Below are 15,486 nucleotides of genomic sequence, written 5' to 3'. Positions count from 1 at the left end.
GATCCGGTTCAAATGATGGGAGCGGATGCACGCGTCACTCCATAAAAATGACAAGACGGCGCGGGAAAAGCCTGTTTTTGCACTCGCCTTACGGCGTGCAAAGGTAGCGCTATCTGCGTCCTGAGGTGTTTCATGAGTCAACCTGTTACCGCCCTGGTCATCATGGGTGTTGCCGGCTGTGGCAAGACCAGCGTCAGCGAGGCCCTGTGCCGGCTGAACGGCGCCACCGCCATTGAAGGCGACAGCTTCCATCCTGCCGCGAACATCGAAAAGATGAGCGCCGGCCACCCCCTCAACGACGACGACCGCGCCGGTTGGCTCGACATCCTGTGCGAGGAACTGCGCCGTTCGCTCAAAGCCGGTGAACATCCGGTGCTCACCTGTTCGGCGCTCAAGAAAAAATACCGCGACCACCTGCGCGAAGCCGCGCCGGGCCTGGGTTTCGTGTTCCTGGAGCTGACCCGCGAAGTCGCCTCGGACCGTGTGTCCCATCGTCCCGGTCATTTCATGCCGGCAAGCCTGATCGACAGCCAGTTCGCCACGCTTGAATCGCCCAAGGGCGAACCGCTGACCCTGGCCCTCAATGCCAGCGAAGACAGTGTCGAAGCATTGGCCGAGCAGACCAACGCTTGGTGGCTCAAGCACGGTTTTGAACGAACTCATTAATTTTTTGCCGCAAAAGATAGCGCTATCCCCGGCAGGAAATTCAACACCCGCTTTAATAACAACAACAAACAGGAGAGACCCCCCATGTTTGGCATGTCCCACGAGTCGTACCTGCTGCTAGACGCAGTCGTCACTATCATCGGGTTGATCGTTCTGATCACCAAGTTCAAGGTCCACCCGTTCATCGCACTGATCATCGCGGCCGGCTTCCTCGGCCTGACCTCGGGCATGCCCGTGGACAAGATCATCAAGGCCTTCCAGGACGGTTTCGGCGGGGTGCTCGGCTTTGTCGGCATCATCCTCGCGCTGGGCACCATGCTCGGCAAGATGATGGCCGAGTCCGGCGGCGCCGATCAGATCGCCCAGACCCTGATCCGCGCCTTTGGCAAAGAGAAGGTCCAGTGGGCCATGATGTTCGCCGCGTTCCTGGTGGGCATCCCGTTGTTCTTCGAGATCGGTTTTGTGCTGCTGATCCCGCTGGTGTTCATCGTGGCGCGCCGCACCGGTGTGTCGCTGATCAAGATCGGCATCCCGCTGCTCGCCGGCCTGTCGGCGGTGCACGGCCTGGTGCCGCCGCACCCGGGCCCGCTGCTGGCCATTGGCGTGTTTGGCGCGGATATCGGCAAGACCATCCTGTACGGCCTGATCGTCGCACTGCCGACCGCCATCATCGCCGGCCCGATCTTCGGTACGTTTATCGCCAAGTACATTCCGGGCAACCCGTCCCAGGAACTGGTCGATCAACTGGCCCGCGAGACCGATAACAAGTCGCTGCCGAGCTTCAGCGTCACCCTGATCACCGTGCTGCTGCCGGTGTTCCTGATGCTGCTCAAAACCTTCGCCGACATCGCGTTTGCCGAAGGCAATGTGGTACGCAACTGGATGGACATGATCGGTCACCCGATCAGCGCACTGCTGTTGGCGTTGCTGCTGTCGCTCTACACCTTTGGCACGCGCCAGGGCATCCACTCCAAGCAAATCCTCAAACTGCTCGACGCCAGCCTGGCGCCGACCGCTGCGATCATCCTGATCATTGGTGCCGGCGGTGGCTTCAAGCAGATGCTAGTGACCAGCGGCGTGGGTGACGTGATCGGCCATATGGCGGTGAACGCGCAGATCAACCCGATCCTGCTGGCCTGGCTGGTGGCGGCGGTGATTCGTATCGCCACGGGTTCGGCGACGGTAGCGACCATCACGGGCGCGGGCATTGTGGTGCCGGTGGTGGGCATGATCCCAGGGGTTAACCGTGAGTTGCTGGTGTTGGCGACGGGGGCGGGTTCGTTGATCCTGTCTCACGTCAACGATGCGGGGTTCTGGCTGGTGAAGCAGTACTTCAACATGACCGTGGCCGAGACCTTCAAGACCTGGACGGCGATGGAGACCATCCTGTCGGTGGTGGCACTGATTTTCATCATGTTGCTGTCGTTGGTGGTGTAAGCCACACCACCAAGCAAATGTTGGAATGCAATCAAATGTGGGAGGGGCTTGCCCCCGATGGCGGTGGGTCAGTCACCAGATACAGTGATTGAACCTCTGCTATCGGGGGCAAGCCCCCTCCCACATTTTGACCACATTTGTTCAGGTGGATCGGCTCAGGCTTTCGCCACCAGCCCATCCGCCCGGAACATCCCGCGAATCCCCCGCACCGCCTGGCGAATCCGGTCCTGGTTCTCGATCAGCGCAAAGCGCACATGGTCATCGCCATATTCGCCAAACCCAATCCCCGGCGACACACACACCTTGGCTTCCAGCAGCAGCTTCTTGGCAAATTCCAGCGAGCCCATGGCGGCATACTGCTCGGGAATCTTGGCCCAGACGTACATCGACGCCTTGGGGTTCTCGACCATCCAGCCCAACTCATGCAGGCCCTTGACCAGCACATTGCGGCGCTGGCGGTACTGCTCGGCGATGTCTTTCACGCACTGTTGATCGCCTTCCAGCGCAGCGATCGCCGCCACTTGCAGCGGGGTGAAGGTGCCGTAGTCGTGGTAACTCTTGATCCGCGCCAGGGCGTTGACCAGTTCCGGGTTGCCCACCATGAAACCGATGCGCCAGCCGGCCATGTTGTAGCTCTTGGACAGGGTGAAGAACTCCACCGCAATGTCCTTGGCGCCCGGCACCTGCATGATCGACGGGGCTTTCCAGCCGTCGTAGACGATATCGGCGTAGGCCAAATCGTGGATCACCAGCACGTCGTACTGCTTGGCCAGCGCAATCACGCGCTCGAAGAAATCCAGTTCCACACACTGCGCGGTGGGGTTGGACGGGAAACCAAGAATCATCATCTTGGGCTTGGGGATCGAGCCGCGAATCGCCCGTTCCAGCTCGGCGAAGAAGTCCACGCCCGGCACCAGGGGCACCGAACGTACCTGGGCACCGGCAATCACGGCACCGTAGATGTGAATCGGGTAGCTCGGGTTGGGCACCAGCACGGTGTCGCCCTGGTCCAGGGTGGCCAGCATCAAATGCGCCAGGCCCTCCTTGGAACCGATGGTGACGATGGCTTCCGACTCGGGGTCGATGTCCACTTCATAGCGGTCTTTGTACCAGCGCGAAATCGCCCGGCGCAGCCGCGGAATGCCTTTGGACGTGGAGTAACCGTGAGTGTCTTCACGCTGGGCGACTTGTACGAGTTTTTCGACAATGTGCGGCGGCGTGGCGCCGTCGGGGTTACCCATGCTCAAGTCGATGATGTCTTCGCCGCGCCGACGCGCAGCCATCTTTAGCTCGGCAGTGATATTGAAAACATACGGGGGGAGTCGATCTATGCGCGCAAAGCGGCGCGGCGAACCTTGGTCTGCCATTGTTGCCTCGAGGTACGTAAGCGCCCGGAACCGTCCGAGCGACGTCGGCCACTGCGGTGGCCTGCGGGGCAGACAATACGGTCGGTGATGGCCAGTTGTCCAGATGCGTCGGAAAATTTTCTGCGTGGAGCGTAGCGTGGATATGCCCCTATACTCGATACGGGTTTGTTCCCTCATAAGAAGGAGACTGTTCGTATGGATCAGCAGACAAAACAACCGTTAGAGCCACGCATGGAAGCCGGCAAGGCGCTGGTAATCGCTGGGGTGAAGGGGCGTTATTCCAAGGCGACGGTGGGCGATATTCCCAGGTTGTGGGAACTGTTCGACACCTGCATCAAGGACATCAAAAAGCGCATCGGCGGGGTGACGTACGGCGTTTGCCATAACCCCCAGCACGGCGAATTCGACTACATGGCCGGGGTTGAAGTGCCGAGCAAAAGCGACGTGCCGAGCAACTTCGAAGTGATCGAAATTCCACCGCTTAATTACGCCGTGTTCGCGCATTACGGCCCGGTGCAGGCATTGGAACAGACCTACGAGCGCATCATGTTCGAGTGGCTGCCGCACTCGGGCTACAAGGTGATGGGGGCGGATTTCGAGCGCTACAGCGCGGATTTTGATGCGCGCAAAGGCACGGGTACCGTGGACATCTGGTTGCCGGTGCAGACCGTCATTTCGCCCCGTGCCGGGTCTGAGGCACGTGGCAGTGGTCAGCCCCCAAAGCTGGTTTGGTAGCCCTGCGCAGATTGCCGGATAGCTTTGGCGACATCAGGCGCTAGCCTGCAATATTCGTCTTCGCGCTTGAGCACGACTTCCAGGGTTTGAAGCAAGGCCTGGATGCGTGCTTCGGGGTTTTCGACTTCGCAGGTTCGCGCAAACTCAAGGATGCCCAAGCGTGAGGCAAACATAGATTTGTTGCCGCTCAAGTCCAGCGCGAGTGAATCTTCGGGGATATAAGCAGTGGTGTTCGCGATATCGTATGCCGGGGCAAGTCGTGCATCCGATTTCACCAGATCACTGTAAAGCACACCGAAATTCTTCAAGTGGGCATCGCCATTTCCTACGATGCAACTGAGTGCCACGCTATCAAACAACTGATCGAGCGAGCTGCGTATATGCTCTGGCGAACAGAACACGCGTACGGCTTTGGCAATGGTGGCGTAGCTCTTCGTGTACTTTTGTTCGGCAGTCAGGCCCATCAGCGTGGTCATGTCTTCGAAGCCCAGCGGGTTGAGTTGTTCGTCCCGGTCAAAGCGCCGCATGATGAACAGCTTATGGTTCTGTGAAAGATAAAAAGGGGGCACGGGCAGGCCTGCGCCCCGGGCAACCGACATGCACAGGTACTCATTGATGGCCAACCCCGGAAACTCGTCGCGTCCGCGCTTGATAATCAGATCATTGGTTTTCGAGGTGAATTTCGACTCGGATGCCTGAGGCTTTTCCGGGACGAGTACCTTGGGCTGCACGCCAGAAATCCCTGCCCGCAGTATCGACATAGCGAAACAGGTAGTCGGCAGCACTCGTCAACACGCTGCCGCTGTCACCTTGCGGGGTGTTGACTCGCAAACTGCCACTAGTCATTGAACACGTCCCTCAGCTCTTCCAGTGTTGGCTTGGAGGCGGGCATCAATTTCACTTCGCTGTCCAACGCCGCAATCACGCGAGCATAAGCATTCATGGAAACCGACGGGCTTCCTTGTTCAATTTCGATCAGTTTTTGCCGGGTAACCCCTGCGAGCTGGGCCATATATGCTTGCGTATAGCCACGGTTGAGACGCATAGAGCGGACTTGTTCGGCGAGTCGTTGGGTGATTATTGAGGTGTCCATGTCACGTATTCATTACTTTTGATGGGGTATGTCATGTATGCATTACATTTTTGAGGTGTCAAGGTTGCTCCGATCAAACGCCCGGCTCAGCCGCCTTTCATAACCAACCCGTCCTTTGTACGCCTCCCCGTTATCCATCCATCCCGATCCCAGATATAACGCCATCGCTGCCACATTGGCTGTATCCACCGACAACTCCAGCCCCTTGATCTGCGGCCACGCCTCAAGCGCTACCGCCGGCAGCGCCTGCAAACACGCTTTACCAAACCCCATGCCCTGTTGCCGCCGATCCACCTGCAGCGCATGCAGCGTGGCGCTGTGTTCATCCGCCCAATGGGGCAGGCAGGGCGGGCGTTTAAGCAAAAGGAAGGCGACCGGGATGTCATCGGCCAACAGGGCAAAGCCTTTGACGCCGGGGCTGGGCTTGGCCAGCAGCGAATTGAGCGCGCAATACATATCGCCGCAGAACGGCAGTTGCTCGGGGTGAACTTCGATGGCGCTGAGTTGCTGTTGTTGCACGGCATTCAGCGTCTCGTAGGCGACAAGGCGGGTTTGCATCGGAGCGTCCGAACGGCTGCAAAGAAGGGCGCAGTCTATCGGGTTTACCGCAGGCGAAATTATTTTTCAGTGGGCTGTCGATTTGCTCCGAGCGCATTCGACCAAGGGTGTCCTCCATGATTTTTTCACCCCCAGGAGTATCGCCATGAGCACTGCAATCAACAGCCTGATCGAACAATGGAAACAGGCCGTCATCAGCGCGGATATCGATAAAATTGTCAGCTTTTACGCCGACGATATCGTCTCATTCGACGCCGTCACCGCCCTGCAATTCAAAGGCAAGGCGGCCTACCGCGCACACTGGGAGGAATGCATGAAGCATTGTCCTGGCCCCGGCATTTTCGAGTTCCACGAACTGCGCGTCGTGGAAGCCCAGGACAGCGCCTTCGCCCACTGGCTGGCCCACTGCGGCGGTGCAGATAAGGCGTGCTGGATGCGTGTCACCGCCGGTTATCAGCGCATCAATGGCCAGTGGCGCGTGGTGCACGAGCACTGGTCGGCACCTTTCGACATGCAAAGCGGCACCGCGCTGTTTGACCTGAAACCTTGAGCGCCGCGAACTATAGTCAGTAGTCCAAAACGGAGAACGCCATGAAATACCTGTGCCTGATCTACAGCAACGAACAGGTGCTGCACACCTCGCCTGACAGCCCCGCAGACCCGGAGTGCTTTGCCTACGCCCAATCCGTGCAGGCCAGCGGCCGCATGCTCGCCGCCGAACCGCTGGAGTCGGTGAGCACCGCCACCACCGTGCGCATGCGCAACGGCAAGCTGTCGATCACCGACGGGCCGTTTGCCGAAACCAAGGAACAACTCGCCGGGTTCTACCTGATCGAAGCCCGCGACCTCAACGACGCGATCCAGGTGGCCGGTGGTATTCCGGCCGCCCGGGTCGGCAGTGTCGAAGTACGCCCTGTGCGTGAACTGAATCTCTGAAAACAACAAGCCAAATACTCAGGAGGTTTACCCCATGTCCAAGCAACCTGCCGAATTTGAACTGTCCATCAGCCGCTTGATCGACGCCCCGCGCAGCCGGGTGTTTCGCGCCTGGACCGAGCCCGCCTTGCTGCAACAATGGTGGGGGCCCCACGGCATGACCACCCCGGAGTGCGAAATGAACCTGTGGGTCGGTGGGCTGTTTCGCACCCTGATGCGTGCACCCGACGGCAGCGAGTACCCGACCCAAGGCGTGTTCCTGGAGATCGACGCGCCCAACCGCCTGGTGTTCACCGATGCCTTCATGCCGGGCTGGCTGCCCTCGGGCAAGCCGTTCATGAGCGCCGAAGTGACCTTTGAGGAGCGAGACGGCAAGACCCTCTACACCGCACGCGCCATGCACTGGAGTGCCGAAGACAAACAGGCCCATGAAGCTATGGGCTTTCACGATGGTTGGGGCCAGAGCCTCGACCGTTTGGTCAAGCTGGTGACCGAAGAGATGCGCGATTGACGCCGCAGATCGAAGCGATCTACCGCAGCGAATCGCGGCGCGTGCTCGCCACCCTGATCCGCCTGCTCGGCGATTTCGACCTCGCCGAAGAGGCCTTGCACGAGGCGTTCTTCGTCGCGGTCGAGCGCTGGCAGCAGGACGGCATGCCGGACAATCCGCGCGCCTGGCTGGTCTCCACCGGGCGCTTCAAAGCCATCGACCGCTTGCGCCGCCAGGCCCGGTTCACCCCGTTATCGCAGGCGCAGGCCGACGCCTTGGAGGCCGCTGACTGGAGCGTTGAAGACGTGGAAGACGACCGCCTGCGCCTGATGTTCACCTGTTGTCACCCGGCACTGGCGGCCGATGCCCAGGCGGCGCTGACCTTGCGTGAGATCTGCGACCTCACCACCGAGGAAATCGCCCGGGCTTTCCTGGCCACGCCGGCTACCATCGCCCAGCGCATCGTGCGGGCCAAGGGCAAGATCCGCGAGGCCAAAATCCCCTATCAAGTGCCGTCCCTGGCCGAGTTGCCCGAGCGCCTGGACAGTGTGTTACGGGTGATTTACCTGGTGTTCAACGAGGGGTACTCGGCGTCGATGGGGGCGGGCATCACCCGCGAAGACCTGACCCGCGAAGCCATTCGCCTGGGCCGCTTGCTGATGGAACTGCTGCCGGAGCCGGAAGTCATGGGCCTGCTGGCGCTGATGCTGCTGCACGAATCCCGCCGTGCGGCGCGCACCTCGGCCAGCGGCGAACTGGTGCTGCTGGATAAACAGGACCGTGTGCTGTGGGACGCTTCGTTGATTGCCGAAGGCTGCACGCTGGTAGAACGGGCACTGGCCATGCGAGGCTTTGGGCCGTATTGCCTGCAAGCGGCGATCGCCGCAGTGCATGCCGAAGCGCCGAGTGCCGGGCAAACGGACTGGCCGCAGATTGTCGGGCTCTACGACGTGCTGCTCAGGGCCATGCCGTCGCCGGTGATCGAGTTGAACCGCGCAGTGGCGCTGGCCATGCGCGATGGGCCGTTGGCGGGGTTGCAGCAGGTGGAGGCGATTCTGGCACGCGGGGAATTGCTGGATTACCACCTGGCGCATTCGGCGCGGGGCGAATTTTGTCGGCAATTGGGGCGGGTGCAAGAAGCCCGCGCCGCCTATGAAAAAGCCCTTTCCCTGACCCAGCAGACCCCGGAGAAACGCTTCCTCCAGCAACGTATCGCCGAACTCCAATCGCCCAGTCAATGAAGACAAGGTGTCAGCAAGGCCATGTTCGTCACTCCAACATCTTGCCCAGCAACCAACTCCCCGCCGGCCCCGGCGGATGATGCCGTGACCACAGTGCATCCACCGCCACCGAGCGCGGCCAACTGCGCGCTTTGAGTTCCACCAACTGGCCGGCGTCAAAACGCTCTACCAGCCAGCGCGGCAGGGGCGCCCAGCCGAACCCCAGTTGCGCCATCTCCATCAGCATCAGGTAACTGGGCGCCGACCAGACGCGGCCGCTGGCGCGTGTCTCATTCGGGTTGATGATGCTGGCCAGGCGCAATTCGCGGTGTTGTTGCAAGGTGTCGGCGGGGATGTTGTCCAAGCGCGCCAGCGGGTGAGTGGGCGCCACGAACAGGCCGATTTCCGTGCGTTCTTCCACCGGTGCGCCGGTGAGGTCGGGCGGGTAGGTGTCTTGTTTCTCGATAAACGCAATCTGCGCCCGACCGCTCTGCACCAAGGCGATCAAGTCTTCGCATTCGGCGATCAGGCATTCCAGTTCGAGGTCCGGGTAACGTGCGTCGAACGAGCGGAGGGCGATTTCAAAGCGGTCCGACTGGTAAGTATCGGACATGGCGATGGTCAGCTTCGGCTCCAACCCCTGGGCCAACTGGCTCGCCGCCAGCGCCAGGCGGCTGCTGGCTTCCAGCACCTGCTCGGCCCGTTGCAGCAACACATGCCCGGCGGGTGTCAGCGTGGGCTTGCGGCTGCTGCGGTCAAACAGCACCACATCCAGGTCAATCTCCAGGCTCGCCACTGCGGCACTGACGGTGGACTGGCTCTTGCCCAACTTGCGCGCCGCCGCTGAAAACGAACCTTGAGTGGCCGCTTGGACAAACGCCTGCAGCACTTCGTGAGACGCCATGACTATCGCCTTGATCGATGGTTATTGGTTATGAAGTATCGATTCAAAGGGTAATGATGGCAACCATCCTCACTCACGGAGACGGGTCATGAACCCTACCAAGTCCCTTACTGAACGCGTTTGCCAGGCCATAGGTTTCGAGGCCCTGGCGTTGTTGATCTGTACGCCGTTGCTGGCGTGGATCATGGACAAGCCTGCCCTGGAAATGGGCATGGTCACGCTGGCGATCAGCCTGATGGCGTTAACCTGGAACGTGATTTTCAACGGCCTGTTCGATCGCCTCAAGGCGCGCCTGCAACTGGCCAACAACGGCTGGACCCGCATGTTGCACGCCCTCATGTTCGAAGGCGGCTTGATCCTGGTGTGTGTACCGTTGATTGCGGCGTGGCTGAACATCAGCCTGATGCAGGCGTTTATCCTCGACATAGGTGTGCTGCTGTTCTTCCTGCCGTACACCTATGTGTATCACTGGGGCTATGACGTGCTGCGCGATAAGCTCCTGCAACCTGTGGCAGCACGCCCATAGATCATCACCTCATCGCGTTTTAACCCTTACCGGGCAAGGGCCGTAGGGACGGGGTAGGGATTAAAGGAACATACCGCCCGACGCCTCGATGCGCTGCCCGGTGATCCACTGGCTGCCGTCTGCCAGCAGGCTGGCAATTGCGCCACCGATATCGTCCGGCAAGCCGGCGCGGCCCAGGGCGGTGTTGCTCGCGACCATGGCATTGAGGTTGGCATTGTCGCGTACGGCGCCGCCGCCGAAGTCGGTTTCAATCGCACCCGGGGCCAGGATGTTGACGCTGATCCCGCGCCCACCCAGCTCTTTGGCCTGGTAGCGGGTCAGCACTTCCATCGCGCCTTTCATCGCCGCATACGCCGCATAGCCCGGCAGGCTGAAACGCGCCAGGCCGCTGGAAATATTGAGGATGCGCCCACCGTCGCGGATCACCGGCAACAGTTGCTGGGTCAGGAAAAACGGGCCCTTGAATTGGATGGCCACCAGTTGGTCGAACTGGGCTTCGGTGGTCTCGGCAAAACTGGCGTGAATGCCGATGCCGGCGTTGTTGATCAGAAAATCGAAGTGATCCTGTGCGAAAACATCCTTGAGCACGCCGGCAACGTCGCCAACAAACCCTCCGAATGTTGCGCTCTGGCTCACATCCAATTGCAGCATGGCGGCGCGGCCACCCAATTGTTCGATCTCGGCCACCAATGCCTGCGCCTCGTCGGCCTTGCTGTGATAAGTGCCGATGATGTCCACGCCTTGTGCCGCCAGGTGCAAGGCGGCGTTTTTACCCAAGCCACGGCTGGCGCCGGTGATCAACGCGATTTTACGGGTCATGGTGCAATCCTCTTTAAGATGTGAGCGTGGGATTGAGTGTATTTGTCCGGCCTTAACGTGATAAACAGGGAATAATCGGAATCACTGGTCGGGCAGGGCGAACAATCCAATGAACAAACTTGAGCTGCTGCGCACCTTCGTGCGCGTCACCGAACTGTCGAGTTTCACCCGGGCGGGCGAGAGCCTGGGCCTGCCGCGTTCCACCGTGTCCGAGCACGTGCAGGCGCTGGAAGAACTGCTCGGCGCTCGGCTATTGCAACGCACCACACGCAAGGTGCAGGCAACTCAGGACGGGCGCGTGTTGTACGAGCGCAGCAAGGATTTGCTGGCGCACATGGAAGAACTGGAAGGCCTGTTTCGCCAGGATGAAACTCAACTGGCCGGGCGTATTCGCGTGGATATGCCCAACGTCATGGCGCGGGACTTGATCCTGCCACGCCTGCCACAGTTCCTGGCGCGCCACCCGTTGATCGAAATGGAGATCAGCACCACCGACCGCCAGGTCGACCTGCTCGCCGAAGGGTTTGATTGCGTGCTGCGGGTCGGCGCGCAGCCGGACCAAACGGTGGTGGCGCGGTTGTTGTGCAGCATGCCGATGATCAACTGCGTGAGCGCCGCCTACCTGCAACGCTTCGGCGTGCCACAGACGCTGGCCGACCTGGCCGACCATCACTTGGTGCATTACGTGCGGCCGTTGGGTTCACGCTCGGCGGGCTTCGAATACCTGCAAGGCAACAAGGTGCAGCGCGTTCCCATGGCCGGGCGGATCACGGTCAACAGCACCGATGCCTATAAATCGGCGTGCCTGGGCGGTTTCGGGATTATCCAGGTGCCGGCCTTGGGCATGGGCGCTGAACTGGCCAGCGGCGAGTTGGTGGCGGTGTTGCCGCAATACCCGGCACCGCCGTTGGACGTGTCGCTGCTGTACGCCGGCCAACGGCATTTGCCATTACGGGTGCGGGTGTTCATGGACTGGCTGGCGGCCATTCTGCAAGCGCATCTTTAACGCCGCGCCGACAGTTGCTGCGGCGCCAGGAACGCATCATGAAAGTAATCCCGGAACGCCTGCATCGCTGGGGTAAAGGCCCGCTCGCGGTGCCAGGCCAGGCCGACGCTCATGGGCGTGACCGGGTCGGTGACGGTCAGGGTTTCGATGCGCTTGCCTTCCAGTGACCAAGGGCGGTGCACCAGGTCCGACAGAATCGCCACGCCGCTGCCATTGGCGACCATGCTGCGCACCGCCTCCACCGAACTGGTGCGCAGCCGTACGTTCGGCGACTGCCCGGCCTGTTCCCAATAGCGCATGGCGCTGTGTTCGGCTTCGTCCACGGTGAGCAGGATGTACGGCTCTTGCGCCACATCCGCCAGGCTTACGGCGCCGCGTTCGCACAACGGGTGATGGCTGGGCAGCCACAGGCGACGTTCTGAGTTGAACAGAATCTCGGAAACGATTGCCGGGTGTGTCAGGTTGGCGGTGAGCACCACGGCCATGTCGAACTGGCCGTCGAGCAGGCCGTGTTCGATGGCCTGGCGCTCCTGTTCGAACACCTTGATGGTCACGTCCGGGTGCCAATGCTCCATGCGCTGCAAATGGTGGGGCAGGAAGTAACCGAGCACTGTGTAGCTGGCCGCCACCCGCAGCACGCCACTGGCGCGGTGGTCGGGCAATGGGCTGTTCAGCGCATCGTCGACACTGCGCACAATCACGTAGGCGCGGTTGAGAAAGTGCCGCCCGGCGTCGGTCAGGTTCATGCCCTGGGCCGAGCGCACAAACAGTTGCACGCCGAGCATCGCCTCCAGCTCCTTGATCGCCGTGGTCACCGCCGACTGCGAGATATTCAGGTGGATCGCCGCCTGGGAGATCTGGCCGATCTCGGCGGTGGCGACGAAGTAGCGGACTTGGCGCAAGGTGAGGGACATCGGCCTCTCCAACCCAGAGGGTTATCTGATTTTCAGAAGATGGGTCATCTGATAATAGATCTTCCCAAGGGGTCAAGCCGCAGCCTACTTTTCCTGCATCACCTTTGGCGGAGCGACCCCGATGCAGGCAGTGGATTTCAACTCGGACATGGGCGAAGGATTTGGCCCCTGGACCATTGGCGATGGCGTTGACGCCGAGCTGATGGCCTACATCAGCTCGGCCAATATCGCAACCGGCTTCCACGCCGGCGACCCCGGCACCATGCGCCGCACCGTCGAACGCGCCAAGCAACTGGGCGTGGCCATCGGTGCCCATCCGGGCTTTCGTGACCTGGTGGGTTTTGGTCGTCGGCATATCAATGCACCGGCCCAGGAGCTGGTGGACGACATGCTCTACCAACTCGGCGCCCTGCGTGAAATCGCCCGCGCCCAAGGGGTGACGCTGCAACATATCAAGCCCCACGGCGCGCTCTACATGCACCTGGCCCGCGACGAAGAAGCGGCCCGATTGCTGGTGCAAAACCTGCAACTCATCGAGCCGACGCTGTTGCTCTACTGCATGCCCAACTCGGTGATCTGGCGGGTGGCCAAGGAACTGGGACAACCGGTGGTGCGCGAGTTTTATGCCGATCGTGAGTACGATCTGACGGGCTCCATCGTGTTTACCCGCAATGTGCGTGCACTCGATCCTGCAACCGTGGCGGCCCGCGTCTTGCGCGCGTGTCAGACGGGGCTGGTACGCACCGTAGAAGGCGAAGACCTGTTTATCGAATTCGATTCCATCTGCCTGCACAGCGACACCCCAGGTGCGCTGGAGTTGGTGGAAGCCACTCGCGAAGCCTTGGACCAGGCGGGTATCACGGTTAAAACACCCTAATAAAATCGATCCGTTACTTTTTTGCCCGCCTTTCGATGACCATTCCAAGAGGAAGCGACATGGCTCAAACGTCCCCCATCCGCTACAGCTTCGGCGGTGATGAACACCTGTTTGCCGAGGTCAGCGACAGCATGTCGCTGGAGGCCTTTTTCAAGGGCATGGCGGTGACCCGTGTGGTGGAACGCCTGGCGCTGGAAGGCGTACTGGATGTGTGCCTGGCCAATGCCTCGTTCCAGATCCGCTTCGACCCCGACCGTATCGCGCCCCACGTGCTGCTCGACGCGGTGCAAAGCGCCGAAGCCCAGGCCGTGGCCGAACGCACGTTGCACACGCGCATCATCGAGATCCCGGTGCTGTACAACGACCCCTGGACCCACGAAACCCTGATGCGTTTTCGCGACCGCCATCAAGACCCCAGCGGCACCGACTTGGAGTACGCCGCGCGCATCAATGGCCTGGCAGATGTGCACGCGTTTATCGCCGCCCACAGTGGCGCGCCGTGGTTTGTGTCGATGGTCGGGTTTGTCGCGGGCTTGCCGTTCATGTTCCAGATGGTCGAGCGCGAGCGCCAATTGCAGGTGCCCAAATACCTGCGCCCGCGCACCGATACGCCAAAACTTACCCTCGGCCACGGCGGCTGTTTTGGCTGCATCTACTCGGTGCGTGGCGCCGGTGGTTACCAGATGTTCGGCGTGACCCCGGCGCCGATCTACGACCCGGCGCAGCAGTTGGCCTACCTCAAGGAACACATGGTGTTTTTCCGTCCCGGTGACATCGTGCAGTTCAAACCCATCGAGCGCGATGCCTACGACCTGGCCGTCGCCGAGGTGGACGCAGGCCGTTTCGACCTGCGCATCCGCCCGGTGGAATTTTCCCTCGACGCGTTTCTCGCCGACCCGGTTGGCTATCCGAAAACCCTGCAGGAGGCGCTGGCATGATCAGAGTCCTCAAACCCGGCCTCGCTACCTCCGTGCAGGATCTTGGCCGTGAAGGTTATTACCACTTGGGCATCCCGCCTTCGGGCGCGCTGGACCAGTACGCGTTGAGTGCGGCCAACCATCTGGTGGGCAATCCGGTGGGTGCGGCGGGGCTGGAATGCACGTTGATCGGGCCGGAGTTGGAATTCCAGCAGGATGCGTTGGTGGCGTTGAGTGGCGCGCTGATGTCGCCGCACCTGGACGGTGAAGTGGTGCATCAGGACACCGCGTTCCAGGTGCGCGCCGGGCAGGTGCTGCGTTTCGACTTCCCCAAGGCCGGCGCGCGGACGTACCTGGCGGTGGCCGGTGGTATTGATGTGCCGCTGGTGCTCGGCAGCCGTTCCACTTACACCCTCGGCGCCCTTGGTGGCTTGCACGGGCGGCGCTTGCAGGCGGGCGATGAATTGCCCATCGGCGAACCCAGCGGTCAGGGACGGGCGGGCAACAGTTTACCGATGGCCTTGCGCCGCTCCGTGGGCGGCGATATCACCCTGCGCGTCGTGCCGGGCCTGTACTACGAGCGCCTGACCGAGGCCGCCAAAAGCAGTTTTTTTGCCGAACCCTGGACCGTGGGTTCCGAGGCGGACCGCATCGGCTATCGCTTCAAGGGCGGCAGCGCGTTGAGTTTTGAGCCACGGGAGCAGCCATTTGGCGCGGGCTCGGACCCTTCCAATATCGTCGACAGTTGCTACCCCATCGGCTCGATCCAGGTGCCGGCGGGGCTGGAGCCGATTGTGTTGCACCGCGATGCGGTGTCGGGCGGCGGCTACGCGATGATCGGCACGGTGATCAGTGCCGACCTGGATTTGATCGGCCAGATGCAGCCGAACCAACGCGCGGGGTTTGTGGCGGTGACGCTGGAGCAGGCACTGGAGGCGCGGCGTATCTACAAGAAGCGGCTGAAGGCGATGGCTGGTTTGTTCGCAGGCTAAAAATGTGGGAGGGGCTTGGCCCCTCCCAC

Annotated in this window: 18 protein-coding genes and 1 pseudogene; 12 read left to right on the top strand and 7 right to left on the bottom strand. The window is 61.2% G+C overall.

Going from position 1 to position 15,486, the window contains the following annotated elements:
* The first annotated feature begins 132 nt into the window (after positions 1-132).
* Positions 133-666, top strand: a complete 534-nt coding sequence (locus PspS35_RS22915; RefSeq protein WP_159936909.1) for a gluconokinase — start codon at positions 133-135, stop codon at positions 664-666.
* Between the two features lie 84 nt (positions 667-750).
* A complete protein-coding gene (locus PspS35_RS22910) occupies positions 751-2,103 on the top strand; it encodes a GntP family permease (protein ID WP_099585421.1) in 1,353 nt (450 codons plus the stop codon).
* A gap of 155 nt (positions 2,104-2,258) precedes the next feature.
* Here the strand turns inward: PspS35_RS22910 and alaC are convergent, their stop codons facing one another.
* Positions 2,259-3,470: an alanine transaminase gene (gene alaC / locus PspS35_RS22905; protein WP_159936908.1), complete on the bottom strand. Its 1,212-nt coding sequence runs from the start codon at positions 3,468-3,470 to the stop codon at positions 2,259-2,261.
* Positions 3,471-3,665: 195 nt separating this feature from the next.
* Between alaC and PspS35_RS22900 the strand changes: the two genes are divergently transcribed.
* Positions 3,666-4,205 carry a GyrI-like domain-containing protein gene (locus PspS35_RS22900; RefSeq protein ID WP_159936907.1) on the top strand — a complete coding sequence of 180 codons (540 nt, stop codon included), beginning with the start codon at positions 3,666-3,668 and terminating at the stop codon, positions 4,203-4,205.
* Here PspS35_RS22900 and PspS35_RS22895 read toward each other — a convergent pair.
* From PspS35_RS22895 to PspS35_RS22885, 3 genes and pseudogenes are all read right to left on the bottom strand, one after another.
* A pseudogene (locus tag PspS35_RS22895) lies at positions 4,181-4,960 on the bottom strand (HipA domain-containing protein); the annotation flags it as partial. The gene PspS35_RS22900 and the pseudogene PspS35_RS22895 sit on opposite strands and share 25 nt — an antisense overlap.
* Before the next feature lie 83 nt (positions 4,961-5,043).
* Positions 5,044-5,298: a helix-turn-helix domain-containing protein gene (locus PspS35_RS22890; RefSeq protein ID WP_159936906.1), complete on the bottom strand. Its 255-nt coding sequence runs from the start codon at positions 5,296-5,298 to the stop codon at positions 5,044-5,046.
* Positions 5,299-5,340: 42 nt separating this feature from the next.
* Positions 5,341-5,856: a GNAT family N-acetyltransferase gene (locus PspS35_RS22885; RefSeq protein WP_159936905.1), complete on the bottom strand. Its 516-nt coding sequence runs from the start codon at positions 5,854-5,856 to the stop codon at positions 5,341-5,343.
* 145 nt (positions 5,857-6,001) lie between these two features.
* Between PspS35_RS22885 and PspS35_RS22880 the strand changes: the two genes are divergently transcribed.
* The 4 genes from PspS35_RS22880 to PspS35_RS22865 are packed head-to-tail and all read left to right on the top strand — an operon-like array spanning position 6,002 to position 8,523.
* Positions 6,002-6,406, top strand: a complete 405-nt coding sequence (locus PspS35_RS22880; RefSeq protein WP_159936904.1) for a nuclear transport factor 2 family protein — start codon at positions 6,002-6,004, stop codon at positions 6,404-6,406.
* Positions 6,407-6,447: 41 nt separating this feature from the next.
* Positions 6,448-6,792 (top strand): YciI family protein, encoded by a 345-nt coding sequence (locus tag PspS35_RS22875; RefSeq protein ID WP_112196555.1) that lies wholly within the window; start codon positions 6,448-6,450, stop codon positions 6,790-6,792.
* 34 nt (positions 6,793-6,826) lie between these two features.
* The gene (locus PspS35_RS22870; protein WP_159936903.1) at positions 6,827-7,303 is read left to right on the top strand and encodes an SRPBCC family protein; all 477 of its coding nucleotides are present in this window, start codon (positions 6,827-6,829) and stop codon (positions 7,301-7,303) included.
* Complete coding sequence (locus tag PspS35_RS22865; protein WP_159936902.1) at positions 7,300-8,523, top strand: RNA polymerase sigma factor; 1,224 nt, start codon at positions 7,300-7,302, stop codon at positions 8,521-8,523. The genes PspS35_RS22870 and PspS35_RS22865 overlap by 4 nt, the downstream gene beginning before the upstream one ends.
* 28 nt (positions 8,524-8,551) lie before the next feature.
* Here the strand turns inward: PspS35_RS22865 and PspS35_RS22860 are convergent, their stop codons facing one another.
* Positions 8,552-9,406 (bottom strand): LysR family transcriptional regulator, encoded by an 855-nt coding sequence (locus PspS35_RS22860; protein ID WP_159936901.1) that lies wholly within the window; start codon positions 9,404-9,406, stop codon positions 8,552-8,554.
* Between the two features lie 88 nt (positions 9,407-9,494).
* On the opposite strand from PspS35_RS22860, the gene PspS35_RS22855 reads away from it, so the two are divergent.
* Entirely contained in the window at positions 9,495-9,932 is a 438-nt protein-coding gene (locus tag PspS35_RS22855; protein ID WP_159936900.1) for a multidrug/biocide efflux PACE transporter, read from the top strand.
* 60 nt (positions 9,933-9,992) lie between these two features.
* Here the strand turns inward: PspS35_RS22855 and PspS35_RS22850 are convergent, their stop codons facing one another.
* Positions 9,993-10,751: an SDR family oxidoreductase gene (locus PspS35_RS22850; protein ID WP_159936899.1), complete on the bottom strand. Its 759-nt coding sequence runs from the start codon at positions 10,749-10,751 to the stop codon at positions 9,993-9,995.
* 109 nt (positions 10,752-10,860) lie between these two features.
* Here PspS35_RS22850 and PspS35_RS22845 point away from each other — a divergent pair, with 109 nt between their 5' ends.
* A complete protein-coding gene (locus PspS35_RS22845; RefSeq protein ID WP_159936898.1) occupies positions 10,861-11,757 on the top strand; it encodes a LysR family transcriptional regulator in 897 nt (298 codons plus the stop codon).
* On the opposite strand, the gene PspS35_RS22840 is transcribed toward PspS35_RS22845, so the two are convergent.
* Positions 11,754-12,671 carry a LysR family transcriptional regulator gene (locus tag PspS35_RS22840; protein WP_159936897.1) on the bottom strand — a complete coding sequence of 306 codons (918 nt, stop codon included), beginning with the start codon at positions 12,669-12,671 and terminating at the stop codon, positions 11,754-11,756. The two genes, PspS35_RS22845 and PspS35_RS22840, sit on opposite strands and share 4 nt — an antisense overlap.
* A gap of 121 nt (positions 12,672-12,792) precedes the next feature.
* On the opposite strand from PspS35_RS22840, the gene PspS35_RS22835 reads away from it, so the two are divergent.
* From PspS35_RS22835 to PspS35_RS22825, 3 genes are read left to right on the top strand one after another with little or no spacing between them, the layout of a single operon-like run.
* Positions 12,793-13,548 carry a 5-oxoprolinase subunit PxpA gene (locus tag PspS35_RS22835; RefSeq protein WP_159936896.1) on the top strand — a complete coding sequence of 252 codons (756 nt, stop codon included), beginning with the start codon at positions 12,793-12,795 and terminating at the stop codon, positions 13,546-13,548.
* Positions 13,549-13,607: 59 nt separating this feature from the next.
* Positions 13,608-14,486: an allophanate hydrolase subunit 1 gene (locus PspS35_RS22830; RefSeq protein ID WP_159936895.1), complete on the top strand. Its 879-nt coding sequence runs from the start codon at positions 13,608-13,610 to the stop codon at positions 14,484-14,486.
* A complete protein-coding gene (locus PspS35_RS22825) occupies positions 14,483-15,457 on the top strand; it encodes a biotin-dependent carboxyltransferase family protein (protein ID WP_159936894.1) in 975 nt (324 codons plus the stop codon). The genes PspS35_RS22830 and PspS35_RS22825 overlap by 4 nt, the downstream gene beginning before the upstream one ends.
* Positions 15,458-15,486 lie beyond the last annotated feature (29 nt).

Source organism: Pseudomonas sp. S35, from assembly GCF_009866765.1.
In the GTDB taxonomy this organism is placed as follows: Bacteria; Pseudomonadota; Gammaproteobacteria; order Pseudomonadales; family Pseudomonadaceae; genus Aquipseudomonas.
Note: the sequence above shows the minus strand (reverse complement) of the source record. Positions and strands in the feature narration are given on the sequence as shown.

What these genes read in the sequence shown, in the direction of transcription:
- PspS35_RS22915 (WP_159936909.1), top strand. Translation starts at nt 133, where the DNA reads ATGAGTCAACCTGTTACCGCCCTGGTCATCATGGGTGTTGCCGGCTGT.
- PspS35_RS22860 (WP_159936901.1), bottom strand. Translation starts at nt 9,406, where the DNA reads ATGGCGTCTCACGAAGTGCTGCAGGCGTTTGTCCAAGCGGCCACTCAA.
- PspS35_RS22835 (WP_159936896.1), top strand. Translation starts at nt 12,793, where the DNA reads ATGCAGGCAGTGGATTTCAACTCGGACATGGGCGAAGGATTTGGCCCC.
- alaC (WP_159936908.1), bottom strand. Translation starts at nt 3,470, where the DNA reads ATGGCAGACCAAGGTTCGCCGCGCCGCTTTGCGCGCATAGATCGACTC.
- PspS35_RS22845 (WP_159936898.1), top strand. Translation starts at nt 10,861, where the DNA reads ATGAACAAACTTGAGCTGCTGCGCACCTTCGTGCGCGTCACCGAACTG.
- PspS35_RS22870 (WP_159936903.1), top strand. Translation starts at nt 6,827, where the DNA reads ATGTCCAAGCAACCTGCCGAATTTGAACTGTCCATCAGCCGCTTGATC.
- PspS35_RS22880 (WP_159936904.1), top strand. Translation starts at nt 6,002, where the DNA reads ATGAGCACTGCAATCAACAGCCTGATCGAACAATGGAAACAGGCCGTC.
- PspS35_RS22890 (WP_159936906.1), bottom strand. Translation starts at nt 5,298, where the DNA reads ATGGACACCTCAATAATCACCCAACGACTCGCCGAACAAGTCCGCTCT.
- PspS35_RS22910 (WP_099585421.1), top strand. Translation starts at nt 751, where the DNA reads ATGTTTGGCATGTCCCACGAGTCGTACCTGCTGCTAGACGCAGTCGTC.
- PspS35_RS22885 (WP_159936905.1), bottom strand. Translation starts at nt 5,856, where the DNA reads ATGCAAACCCGCCTTGTCGCCTACGAGACGCTGAATGCCGTGCAACAA.
- PspS35_RS22875 (WP_112196555.1), top strand. Translation starts at nt 6,448, where the DNA reads ATGAAATACCTGTGCCTGATCTACAGCAACGAACAGGTGCTGCACACC.
- PspS35_RS22900 (WP_159936907.1), top strand. Translation starts at nt 3,666, where the DNA reads ATGGATCAGCAGACAAAACAACCGTTAGAGCCACGCATGGAAGCCGGC.
- PspS35_RS22830 (WP_159936895.1), top strand. Translation starts at nt 13,608, where the DNA reads ATGGCTCAAACGTCCCCCATCCGCTACAGCTTCGGCGGTGATGAACAC.
- PspS35_RS22855 (WP_159936900.1), top strand. Translation starts at nt 9,495, where the DNA reads ATGAACCCTACCAAGTCCCTTACTGAACGCGTTTGCCAGGCCATAGGT.
- PspS35_RS22825 (WP_159936894.1), top strand. Translation starts at nt 14,483, where the DNA reads ATGATCAGAGTCCTCAAACCCGGCCTCGCTACCTCCGTGCAGGATCTT.
- PspS35_RS22840 (WP_159936897.1), bottom strand. Translation starts at nt 12,671, where the DNA reads ATGTCCCTCACCTTGCGCCAAGTCCGCTACTTCGTCGCCACCGCCGAG.
- PspS35_RS22850 (WP_159936899.1), bottom strand. Translation starts at nt 10,751, where the DNA reads ATGACCCGTAAAATCGCGTTGATCACCGGCGCCAGCCGTGGCTTGGGT.